This window comes from Algoriphagus marinus (assembly GCF_001936475.1).
In the GTDB taxonomy this organism is placed as follows: Bacteria; Bacteroidota; Bacteroidia; order Cytophagales; family Cyclobacteriaceae; genus Algoriphagus; species Algoriphagus marinus.
In genome coordinates this window covers 34,345-47,909 of the sequence record NZ_MSPQ01000018.1, presented here as the reverse complement: position 1 = coordinate 47,909, position 13,565 = coordinate 34,345, and the positions used below count along the sequence as shown (strand labels likewise).

The following is a 13,565-nucleotide window of genomic DNA, read 5'->3' as shown; positions in this document are numbered from 1 at the left end:
TATATGAATCCAATAAAAGAAAGGGAAGCAAAGCGGGTTTATGATATCTTTTGGGATAGTTATCAAAAAGGTGATCTTCAGACCTTTGCCTCTACCCTAGATGAGGACTTTGAAATGATCGGCACCTCGGAGTCGGAGATTGCCCATTCCAAGGCAGATGGAATTAGATTTTTTAAGTCCCAAATGGACGAAGTGGTTGGTATTGCTGAAATGAGAAATCGTCAGATAACAGTGCTTCCAAGAGATCACTATATTTTAATAAATGAGGTCTGTGATATTTACGTTTTGACAGGTTCTGATTGGAATTTTTACTCCAAGATTAGGATTTCCACTTGGCTCAAGGAATCTGAAAATGGCTGGAAAGTCGCCCAGCAACACGGCTCTTTTCCCGATATGCGTGTAAAAGAAGGAGAGACCTTAGCAATAGATAAAATCAATAAAGAAAATCTGGAGCTACGGGATGCTATCAAACGGCGAACGATAGAACTGGAGAATAAAAGTAAGGAGCTGGAGATTGAAGCGGCTTTGGAAAGAATTAGAACAGTAGCCATGGGAATGAAAAGCCCAGACGACATGCTTCAGGTATGCCGGATCATTGCAACTCAGTTAGCGATTTTGGGTGTCAAACAAATTCGTAATGTTCAGACTGCGATTATAGAATCCAAAGAGGAGATTTACCTCTGCTATCAATATTTTCCAAGCTATGATCGGGATGTGATAGAGCGTACCGAATACCCCAAAAATCCTGTAGAGAAGGAAATGGTGGATCAAATGCTAGCAGCAAAGGATAATCATTTCATGGGCGTCTTAAAGAATGAAGAGCTCAAAGATTTTCGAGAACATCGCAAGATTGAAAATTACCTGACTGATCCACTTTTAGATGAGGTACATGAATTAGGGTACTGTTTTCTTTCGATCGGCGAAGGAGGGCTAGGACTTACGCTTTATCAATCTTTGGATGAACAATCCCTTGCCTTATTCAAGCGCTTCCATCAGGTGTTTTCCTTGGCCTATCAACGCTTTCGAGATATTCAAAAAGCTGAAGCTCAGACTAGAGAGGCAGAAATTCAACTAGCCTTGGAAAGGGTCAGAGCAAAGACTATGGCTATGAATACCCAGTCTGACCTATTGGGTGTCATAAAGCTATTTGGGGAGCAATTAAATGCTGTAAATATAAAATTTGACAACTTAACTTTTATTGAAGGAGCCATTACAAAAGAAAGGGACTGGGACCTATGGAGCTACGTTTCATTGGAAGGAGGACTTGCCCTCAAAATACATATTCCTTACTTCCAATCTCCTTACTTCCTTAAAACAGCAAAAGCTGTAGAAAAGTATGAAAAAACTGGTCAGCCCATTCATGTGAAAACTTTCACAGATAAGGAAAAGAATGAGTTTCTTGATCACTACTGGAAGCATGTCCCCGAAATGCCAAAAGAATTGGTTAATTCGGTTTACAGCTCGCCTGGCTCAACCATTGTTGACGCCTTTATGGGCGAAATCACAGTTTCTTTGGTAAGATGGGATTTAGAGGACTATCGCGAGGATGAGCTCAAAATTTTTGAGCGATTTGCAAAGGAATTTAGGCAGACTTATATCCGATTTCTTGATATCAAAAAAGCTGAAGCTCAAGCTAGAGAAGCACGAATCGAAGCAGGTTTAGAAAGAGTAAGATCCAAGAGTTTGGCCATGTACCAAACCAATGAATTGCAATCTGTCATTCATACGGTGCATGAAGAATTACTCAAACTGAATCTCTCCGTTTTTGGTGGTTCTTTTATCGTGATCAATAGTGAGCTGGATTCTGAAATCAAATGTTGGGGTGCCGGGGGAACGGCAAATACTTCCAATGAAGTTCATATTCCGCGTTTTGAAAAACCCTTCTACACCAACCTGCTGGAAAGGATAAAAAAAGGACCGGGCTTCTTCACGGAGGAATTTTCAGAAGATGAAAAAGTCGAATTTTTCACTTTTCTATTTACACGCGAGCCTTGGTCAAACCTTAGTGCTGAGGATAAAAAACAAACGCTTGAGACCAAAGGAGGATACACCCGGTCCTGTGTAGTTTCGGAGCATACCAGCATTTTTATCATAAACCATGAAGGCATTCCGTTTTCCGATGCGGATAATGACATTTTGAAAAGATTTGGGAAGGTATTTGACCAAGCCTACACCCGCTTTCTTGACCTGAAAAAAGCTGAAGAACAGGCAAGGGAAGCAGAGATAGAATTAGGATTGGAGAGAGTGAGAGCGAGGGCCATGGCTATTCGAAAAAGTGATGAGCTGGTAGAAATTATCCAAGTCATATTTCGGGAATTGAAGACCTTGGGGTTTGACCTGCTGGAGTGTAGCTTGGTCACCTTTGATAAAGATTCTAAAGATTTGATTTACTGGAGTGAGGGTGCCTTAGGATCAGCCCAACCTTCTAATGCCAGGCTCCAATTTATTGATCATCCGGTGCTGGTTGACTTATTCAATGACTTCGAAAAAGGGGTTCCTTATCGTTCGGGAGTATTTTCAGGAAACCTTTTGAAGACTTGGTGGGACCGAGTTTTTGAAGAAACTGATTTCAAATCAGCGCCGGCAGAATATATTTCATCTTGGAAAAAAGTCAAAAAAGTCTTCTATTTCCAAGCCTTCATGACTCATGGTTTTTTGGAATTTGTAGGTAAAAAACCATTGCCAGAAAACAAAGCGAATATTCTAAAGCGCTTTACAAGGGCAGTTGATCTCGCCTATACCCGTTATGATGATGTGTTAAATGCTGAAGCACAAGCAAGGGAGGCGCAAATAGAAGCTGCGCTAGAACGTGTAAGAGCCAGCAGTATGGCAATGCACAAAACTGATGAGCTCGCACAAGTGGTAGAGGTTCTTTTTCAACAATTTTCTTTGTTGACACCAAATTTTCATCAGGTTTGGATCAATATATTTTTTCTGGAAGAAGGGTATTCCGATTGCTGGTTTTCTCCTGTGGAGGGTATTTTTCCGAAAGCCTACACCGCTAGGATTCCATTAGGTCCATTTGAAGAATCTTCAATCAAAAGCTGGAGAGCAGGAGAAGAATTTTCTTATCTAGCCTGGGACGGTTTGGATGAAGTTGATGCAGCTATGGACGGGTTAACTAAGCTGACAGGGCACCCTAGTTTTGGGCAAATCCAGAAGAAGAAACGAATGAAGCGATTAGAAATCGTCGATTCTAATCATCAATATGGCGTTCTGGCAATGGCTAATGATGATGATATCACCAAAGATGACCGCACTCTATTAAAACGTTTCTCAAAAGTATTTGAACAAACCTATACTCGTTTTCTTGACCTGCAAAAAGCAGAAGCACAAGCAAGGGAGGCTGAAATTGAATTGGCGCTGGAAAGAATAAGAGCCCGAACCATGGCTATGCAGAAAAGTGAAGAACTTACGGAAACTTCCCTGCTCCTTTTTCAACAGTTTAAGCAATTGGGTGACCTAGCAGATCAAATTTCAATAGGCATCATTAAGTTGGATGAAGGGGTTATTGATTTGTCTGCAACGTACAACGAGGTAAAATTTGAACAGTCTTATAAAATAAGCATTGATGAGCCATTTGTATTGAACAAAGCAATGGCAGCCTGGAAGAAAAATCAAAAATCCATATTGATAGTCCTCGAAGGGAAGGAATTAATGGATTATAACAATTGGAGAAATCAATTGACAGGCCTCAATTTTAGTCGCGATGAAAAAACTGCAGATCGTAGGCTAATGTATATCGCATTCTTTTCAAAAGGAATGGTTTCGTTTTCAACTTACGAAGAGAGACCTAAAGAAACCTTATTGCTATTAGAGCGTTTTGCCGCGGTATTCGATCAGACCTATACCCGTTTTCTTGACCTGCAAAAAGCAGAAGTACAGGCCAGGGAGGCAAAGATAGAAGCAGCCCTAGAACGGGTGCGAGCCGCCGGAATGGCGATGCATCAAAGCGAAGACTTGGCTGAAGCCTCAACTGTTCTCTTTGAACAATTGCTGGAACTTGGGGTCGAAGCCCGTCGTGTGGGTTTTGCTTTGCCGAATGATGAAAAGCAGGAATTCACCGTTTGGAGTACAATTCGGGATGACGATGGTAAAGCTAGATTGCTCTCCGCATTTCTCCATTATGATCAGCATCCCATTTACCCAAAGATGATTGAAAATTGGCATGAAGGTCAAAAAACCTTTGGATTTGAGCTTCATGGCCCTGATCTGCAAGACTACTACAAGGCGTGGAACAAGACCTTCAAAACTCCAGGTTCTTTGGAGAAAACCATCAAGGAAAATGAATCCGAATATTACCAGTTTGCCTCTTTTGAGCAAGGGCTGATCTATGCATTTACTGCGGCACCGCTCAGCGGCGAAGAGCATCAATTGCTCAGCCGTTTTGCTAGGGCATTTGAACTGACCTATACTCGATTCCTGGACCTGCAAAAAGCAGAAGGGCAAGCTCGCGAGGCGCAGATAGAAGCGGCCTTGGAGCGGGTGAGAAGTCGAACAATGGCGATGCAGCATTCTGATGAATTGGCCGAAACTGCTGCTGTTCTCTTTCATCAGCTCATCTCCCTTGGTGTCAAACATGAGCGGATCAATATTGGAATCGTCTCCGAAAAAGAGAAGTTGGTTGAATTTTGGTCCACCGAGCAAAGTGGGAATATTATTCTTAATAGCTTCACTGGTAGCATTAGTGAGCCTACGGTCCTTCATAAATTATATCAAGGCTGGAAGCAAAAACGGGAATCATTAGTTATTCATCTGGAGGGAGACGAATTGAAGCAATGGATTACCTATTGCAAAAATGAGATTGGAATCCCCTTTGACGAAAGGCAGCTTGGGGAGCAGCGGTTCCAGACCGCGGCCTTCTTCTCTAAAGGAATGCTGATGCTGACCACACCTGATCAGCCGCCTGCCGAATCCTCAGAGCTACTGATTCGCTTCTCATCCGTGTTCAATCTGACTTTCACAAGATTCAGCGATCTGAAAGTAGCGGAAGCTAATGCGGTAAAAGCAGCCGATGACTTGGTCGAAATAAAAAATGCGCGAGAAAAAGCCGAGCAAGCTTTGTCTGATTTGAAGTCCGCACAAGAGCAATTGGTACAACAGGAGAAACTCGCCAGCCTTGGGCAGCTTACTGCCGGAATCGCCCATGAGATCAAAAACCCACTCAACTTTGTAAACAACTTTTCCGACCTCAGCAGAGAATTGATAGAGGAAGTCTTTGAAGTCTTTGACCAAATGGAAGACTCAAAAACAAAGGAAGAAGTTCTCGAAATACTTCAGGACGTGAGAAATAATCTCAATAAAATCCATGAACACGGCTCACGTGCCGACAGTATCGTCACTTCGATGCTACAGCATAGTCGTGCCTCGGGAAATAAACAGGAACTCAAAGAATTTAATCCGCTAGTCAAAGAGTTTGTAAATCTTTCTTTTCACGGCATGCGGGCTGGAAAAAATCCAATCAATGTGGAGATCATCCAAGAACTCGATCCAATGATAAAAGAGGTCAACCTCATTCAAGAAGACTTCTCAAGAGTCATTTTGAATCTCTGTAATAATGCCTTTGATGCGATGCGGGATAAATTTTTGAAGACAGAAAACGGGAGACGGGAGACAGAAGATGGCAACAGCTACTTACCAAGGCTTACCGTAACAACGTCTTTGCAAAAGGAAAGAGTAATTCTATCCTTCGCTGATAATGGTGGAGGAATTCCCAAGGAGATTCAGAATAAGGTTTTTCAGCCTTTCTTCACTACCAAAAAAGGTACAGAAGGAACAGGGCTAGGTCTTTCCATAACCCATGATATCATTAAAGCTCATGGAGGTGAATTAAAATTAGAAACTAGTCTGGGGGAAGGATCAATCTTTAGTATAAGCATTCCAATACGTTAACATGAAACATACCAAGGAACAAACTTACAAAGCAAGAGAAGCATATGATCTGTATTGGGATAGCTATCTGAATGGAGATGTAAAGACGCTAAGCTCTTTATTGGATGACCATTATACCCAAGTGGGAAGTGTAGAAGGGGAGGTTTTCTTCAATAAAAAAGATGCTGTACAATTTGTGGTGGACACCATAGATCAGATTGTAGGATTTTTGGAAATGAGGAATCGGGAAATCAAATCAGAGACAGTCGGCCAATTCATCTTGTTTCATGAGTTCTGTGACTTATATGTTTTGAGTGAAAAAGATTGGGTTTTTTATGCCAAGTTCAGAGCCTCCTCGCTCATGACGGAAAATGAAGAAGGCTGGAAAATGATTCATCAACACACATCAGTTCCTGATTCCAAGGCAGAAGAAGGTGATAATATTGCCATCCAAACGATCTCTAAAGAAAACCTTCAGCTTAGAGATGCGATCAAAAGACGCACCATAGAACTTGAAAATAAAACCAATGAACTGGAGATCGAAGCAGCACTGGAAAGGATTCGATCAAAAAGTATGGCCATGCGGAGTAGTGAAGAACTACAGGAAGTGGCCCATCTTTTATTTCAGGAATTACAGAAACTAGGAGGCAATTTTTGGGGTGCAGGCATTGGGCTTTGTAAAGAGAATACCACAGAAGACGAGTTTTGGTTTGCCTACGAAAATGGAATGTTGCCACCGGTATCTATCCCTAACAATGTAGATCCAACTCACCAAGCCATGTATGAAGGATGGTTAGAAAAGAAGGGATATTTGGCACAAGTGAAAGAAGGTGCAGAATTGAAGGCCCATTACGATTACATGCTCTCAGTGCCTTCCGTAAAGCCTTTTTTTGAAAATATATTGGAATCTGGTCTTTCATTTCCAAGCTGGCAGACTTGGCATGCAGCCTATTTTTCACATGGCTATATCTTAAGTATTACCCTCGAAGATTATCCCAAACCGCAGGTATTTGAACGCTTTGCAAAAGTCTTTGATCAGGCCTATACCCGTTTTCTGGACCTTCAAAAAGCAGAAGAGCAGACTAGGGAAGCTGAAATTGAATTGGCTTTGGAGCGGGTTCGTGCAAGGACTATGGCGATGCATAGCAGTTCCGAATTGCTGGAAGTTGCCACAGTATTATTCCAGCAGGTAAAATCATTAGGCGTTCCTCAGTGGAATTGCGGATTCAATATCTGGGATAAAGGAGATTCAGAATTCACCTATTATCCGGGTAGCCCAGATGGGATCATATTTCCTTCTCCGTGCAAAATCCCTCTAGAAGAACATCCCATTTTTCGAAAATTTAATGAATCGAGAAATCGAGGAGATGAGCTTCTCATTTATGAAAAAGACGGTGAAATACAAGCAGATCATTACGCTTACATGCTTTCACTCCCCGGTGTAGGAGATTTATTGCAAAGCATGCTAGACGCTGGTTTCGAATTACCTACTTTTCAAATAGACCACATTGCCAATTTTGCCTACGGTAATTTAATTTTCATCACCTACCAGCATTATCCAGAAATGCATGAGGTTTTCAAACGCTTCGCCAAAGTTTTTGAGCAGACTTACACTCGTTTTCTAGATCTCCAAAAAGCCGAAGCCCAAGCCCGAGAGGCACAGATTGAGGCAGCGTTGGAAAAAGTGCGGAGTCGTTCTTTAGCTATGCACAATAGCAAGGAGCTCAATGAAGTTGTCAAGGTGCTCTTTGAAAAGTTAAACGAACTCCAAATTCCATCTACGGCAGTGGCGATTCAGACTTTTACAGATGACTCAAAGGATATGGATGTCTTTGTTTGCGGGGATGTAGGAACTGGTCTGGTCATCAATCAGTATCATCTTCCATATTTTGATCATCCCATCATCAATGATTATATCCATGCCCACGAAGAAAGTCTTGCTTTTTACAAAGGAGAATACTCCGTAGCCGAAAAAGATAGCTTTTACGATGTGGTGTTAAAGCTTCCAGAATTAACTAACCTACCTTCCGAAGTGGAGCGAATGATTCGCAAAAGTTCCCACTACTCGGTCAAGATGGCTCCATCAGGTAAATCTATCGTAGCGGTAAACGATTTTGTGGGAAAGCCACTATCCGAACCTGATATAGCTATATTAAAGCGGTTTTCTAAGGTTTTTGACCAAGCTTACACTCGTTTCCTCGACCTCCAAAAAGCTGAAGCCCAATCACGAGAAGCGCAGATAGAAGCCGCTTTGGAGCGAATACGTTCACGATCCTTAGCGATGTATAAAACGGATGACCTTCGTGAGGTTGTCGCAGTCTTGTTTGAGCAGATGCAAGGGCTAAGTGTAGATATGGGATTTGCATCGGTGAGTATTTTCATATTCGAGGAGGGTTCGCGAAATATCACCCAATGGATTCCTACTTCAGCTGGTGTTTCTACTCTAAGCATCCCCTATTTTGACCATCCGATATCTGCTGATCTCTTTGATGCCAAGGAAAATGGAGCCGATTATTTTGCCAAGATTTACTCACTTGAGGAAAAAAACACATGGTTAGAAGCAGGTTTCGAGCTTACCGATTACAAAGATCTCCCTGACGATTTTAAGTCTTCTTTACTCGAAGCGCCAGGCTATGCCATCTCCATCACTGTGGCAAAAAATTCGGGAATCTGCATCCCAAGTTTCGTAGGGACACTGCCTTCATCTGATGACGTTGCGATCATGAAGCGGGTAGGAAAAGTCTTCGAGCAGGCATATATCCGTTTCCGCGATCTTCAAAAAGCCGAAGCACAAGCACGGGAATCACAAATAGAAGCTGCGTTGGAAAAGGTGCGTAATCGTTCATTAGCCATGCACAAAAGTGATGAGCTCAATGAAGTAGTTTCTATTGTTTTCGAGAAATTAAAAGAACTGCAAATCCCCGCAACAGCGGTTGGTATAGGCGTAGCTATCGAAGGGTCTAAGGATTTGGATTCTTTTGTCTGTGGACAAAATGAAGCTGGCTTAGTCATCACCAATTATCGTCTTCCTTATTTTGATAATCAAATTCCGAAAGACTTTTATAATGCCCTTGAAAAGCAATTGGATTTTTTCGTGGGACATTATTCCAAGGCTGAAAAAGATGCTTTCTACAACTATCTAATTGAACATACTGCGGAATTCAAGCATTTGCCCGAGGATATATTAAGGATGATTTTTGACAGCCCTACCTACAGCATTACCTCGGTGGCGGTAAGAAATGCAGTTTTTAATATTAATGATTTTGAAGGGAAAACATTAGCAGAAAGTGAAATTGATATCATCAAGCGTTTTGCAAAGGTTTTCGACCAAGCTTACACCCGATTCCTAGATCTTAAGAGGGCTGAAGCACAAACAAGAGAAGCACAGGTTGAAGCATCTCTCGAAAGAATCCGGGCAAAAGCCATGGCCATGCACCATTCCGATGAGTTGGATGAAGTACTTGCTGTATTGTGTGAGCAATTTGATACGCTTGGCATTTTTCCCATGTCTACACATATGACTGTTCTGGATATTCCCAATAACAAATTCACCTTCAGAGAAACAGGTAAATTTGGGAACAGGAGTTTTGGAGAACAAACTGTAGCATTGAATGCTATGGATACCTGGAAGGATATGGTGGAAAGCTGGAAAAATGCCGACCCTTTTTCCGTCAACAGGCTGCATTTTCCCAAAGAAACACTACCCCAGGTTTGGGAGGTATTTCATGATTCATTTTCTTCAATGCCTGAGGGCTCAAAGATTACACCGGATGATTATCCTGACGGTATTTACCATACAGCTGGGAAGCATCCGTTTGGATACATTGGCATGAACCAGGTGCATCCCGCAACAGAAGCGGAAGAGCAAATAGTAATCAAATTTGCCAGTGAATTCGGAAGGGCTTATCAACGCTTCCTCGATCTTCAAAAAGCAGAAGCCCAGGCAAGAGAAGCACAGATTGAAGCGGCATTGGAAAGAATCCGGGGACAAGTAGCCTCTATGCGGGAATCCACAGAGCTTTTGGAAATTGTGGTGACGATGCGAACTGAGTTTGTGGCTTTGGGACATGAGGCTCATTATTTCTGGCACATGCGCTGGCTTCCTGACACCTATGAAAAAGCTATGACTTCCGGAGATGGCACTCAGATAGGAATGGTCATGAGTTTGCCGAGAAGAATTCATGGAGATATCAAGATGGTAGCTGATTGGGAAAAAGGCTCAGAACCCATCTTGGTTTTAGCGATGGAGACGGAGACCGCAGTGGACTATGTTGATAAAATGATCACTTGGGGGGATTTTGAACAGGTGGATCCACAAGCCCCAACCTTGGATGACATTCGACATATTCAGGGCTTGACATTTGTCATGGCGCGTACCACTCACGGGGAGATTGGGTTTAGCCTTCCGGGTTCTGTTCCAAATCCTCCTCAGGAAGATATGGATACCTTAGTACGCTTCGCTAAAGTATTTGACCTCGCCTATAAGCGATTTGAGGATTTGAAAAAGGCTGAATATCAAGCCAGGGAAACTCAGATTGAATTAGCGCTGGAGCGAGTGCGAAGTCGAAGTATGGCGATGCAAAATTCATCGGAACTCAAATACGTTATCCAAGTGGTGTATCAGCAATTTGTAGCCTTGGAAATCCCCATAGAGCATACCGGCTTTATCATGGATTATAAAGATAGGGAAGATATGAATATCTGGTTGGCTGATTCCAATCAGTTTCAGTCGGAAATCACCTTTCCCTATTTTGATTCACCCCACTGGAACAGCTTCTTGGAAGCGAAGGCGAAAGGAGAAAACTTCTTCACTAACCTGCTGGATTTTGAAACCAAAAACAAGTTCTATCGAGGGCTATTTGAGTTTATTCCAGAATTGCCAAAGGATAAACAAGAGTTTTATTTTTCTAAAGACGGACTTTCTATCTCTACGGTATTACTGGATAATGTTGGCCTATATATCGAGAATTATACCACGACGCCTTTCACTACTGAAGAAAACCAAGTGCTCATCCGCTTTGGGAAAGTTTTCCAACAGACCTATACCCGTTTTCTAGACCTTCAAAAAGCAGAAGCCCAAACTAGAAATGCACAGATCGATTTGGCGGTAGAGCGGGTCAGAGCAAAGGCATTAGCCATGCATAACTCATCACAGATCCTGGAGGTGGTCGCTGAATTGAAAAATGAAATGCTGGGTTTAGAGATTCCTGGGGTAGTAGCAGCGACGATTTACCTGAAAGAAGAAGCTGGTTTTATCCGGATGTGGGATCTGACTTCTGTACAAGATACTTCAGATGGATTTCAGGTCACCTTAGACTTAAAATTCAAATTAGCCGATACTGATCCGGGATTCTTTGTTCGAAAAATTTGGAATAATACTGAACGATATTTTGTCGAAAAGCAGGAAAAGGATGACCTGGCCATTACTCTTGAATGGCTAAGACAATACAATGCCGAAGAAGCAGATAATGTGTCCGAATTTTTTGCGACAAACCCCTTGGAATACGTCCTCCACCCAACTGTTAAGCTAGCAAATGGAAAAATGTCTCTTGACATTTTGAATACAACACCTCCAGCTGAGATGGAATCTATCATGGTAAAAATGGGAGCCGCTTTTGATCTGGCATATAAGCGCTTCCTCGATTTGCAAAAAGCAGAATCACAAGCACGAGAAGCGCAGATTGAGCTTGGATTGGAGCGTGTCAGAGCTCGGGCCATGGCCATGCAAAACACGGATGAATTATCGGATTTAGTGGGTAATCTACTAAGCGAGTTAACCAAACTCGATTTTTCGCTGACCTTTTGCATCATCAATATTATCAATGAAGCAGATCAGTCTAATATAGTTTGGGCTGCTAATCCTGAAGAGGGAAAAGCGCCAGAATCCTATTATATGAAGTTTGAAGATTATCCTTTTCATCATGCCATGATGCAAGAATGGAAAGCGCAAACACCAAAGTTTGTTTATGTGATCGAAGGAAAGGAAAAGGAAATTTATGATGATTATCTGTACGTAGATACTGAGTTTAGTAGATTTCCGGAGGAAGTCCAAAAAGCCAATCGAGCGCTGGATAAATATGTGGCCTCCTTTGTCTTTAGCCAGTTTGGAGGTTTGCAGACGGTAGGCAACGAATATCTTTCCGATGACAGCCTCGATATATTATATCGATTTGGGAAAGTTTTTGATCTGACTTATACCCGATTTAATGACCTTCAAAAAGCTGAAGCGAGAGCTCGGGAATCCCAAATCGAAACAGCATTGGAGCGGGTTAGATCCAGAACTATGGGCATGCAGCAATCCGAAGAACTTGGCGAAGTAGCGACTGTCCTCTTCAATGAAATGAATGGATTGGTGGATGATCTCTGGACTTGTGGTTTCGTTTTGTGTGAAGAAAATCGGAAAGAAGATGAATGGTGGCTGAGCATGGATTCAGGATTTACCCGAGGATTTTTTCTGCCTAATGTCGGGGATTATGCGCATGAGACCCTGTATGAAGGATGGGAGAAAGGGGAACCTTTTCGATCAGTGGAGCTGGAAGGGAAAATCCTAAGTGATCATTACGAATGGTTGATGGAAGTACCTATCGCGAAGCAGATTTTTGCTGATATGGAAGCTTCGGGAATATCGCGACCCGAATGGCAAAAGTTGCATGCGGCCTATTTCAAAACAGGTTATCTCGTGATCATCACTGAAGTCCCATGTGACGAGGAGGAAATCTTCAAGCGCTTTGCACAAGTGTTTGACTTGACTTATACCCGTTTCCTTGATTTGCAGCAAAAAGAAGAACAAGGTAAAAAGCTGGTGGAGGAAAAGCTCCGCTTGGAATTGACCCTGAAAGACCTCCAAGTTACCCAAGCCCAACTTATCCAAGCTGAGAAAATGGCCTCGCTTGGAGAGCTGACTGCAGGCATTGCCCATGAGATTCAGAATCCACTGAATTTTGTGAATAATTTCTCGGAGGTAAGTGGGGAATTGATTGATGAAATGAATGAGGAAATCGAGAAGGGTGATTTTGAAGAGGTGAAGTTTATCGCCAATGATCTTAAAGAAAATCTCTCCAAGATCAATCACCACGGTAAGCGCGCCGATGCCATCGTCAAAGGCATGCTCGAGCATAGCCGGGCGAATAAAGGCGAAAAAGCTCCAACAGATCTGAATGCTTTAGCCGATGAGTTTGTACGGCTTTCCTACCATGGACTTCGGGCAAAAGACAAAAGCTTTAATGCTGACTTTAAGCTTGAACTTGATCCGGACTTGCCGAAGGTAAATGTAGTGGCTTCCGATATTGGTCGGGTTATTCTGAACTTGGTAAATAATGCCTTTTATGCCTGTGCTGAGCGAAGTCGAAGCACGGTTTATGAAAAATCGAAATCTTCCCCTCAGGACTATAAACCAGAGGTAATTATCAAGTCGAAGAAAACTGAAAAAGGAATCGAGCTATCCGTCCAAGACAATGGCTCCGGCATCCCAGACTCCATAAAAGAAAAGATCTTCCAGCCCTTCTTCACCACCAAACCGACTGGGGCTGGAACGGGATTGGGATTATCGTTATCTTATGATATTGTTAAAGCGCATGGAGGTGAGTTGTTGGTGAAATCAAAGGAAGGCAAAGGCCTGACTTTTGATGAATCGGGGACGGAATTTAAACTGATTATACCTCTTGCCTAAAGTAAAACGAAAATGAGTGATTCGA

2 protein-coding genes are annotated in these 13,565 nt (G+C 42.4%); both read left to right on the top strand.

All coding sequences use genetic code 11. The features are described from left to right. Nucleotides 1-3 precede the first annotated feature (3 nt). On the top strand, nt 4-5,892 hold the full coding sequence (locus BVC88_RS19995; RefSeq protein ID WP_075352512.1) for an ATP-binding protein: 5,889 nt from the start codon (nt 4-6) through the stop codon (nt 5,890-5,892). A gap of 1 nt (nt 5,893) precedes the next feature. Beyond that, entirely contained in the window at nt 5,894-13,540 is a 7,647-nt protein-coding gene (locus BVC88_RS19990) for an ATP-binding protein (protein ID WP_075352511.1), read from the top strand. Nucleotides 13,541-13,565 lie beyond the last annotated feature (25 nt).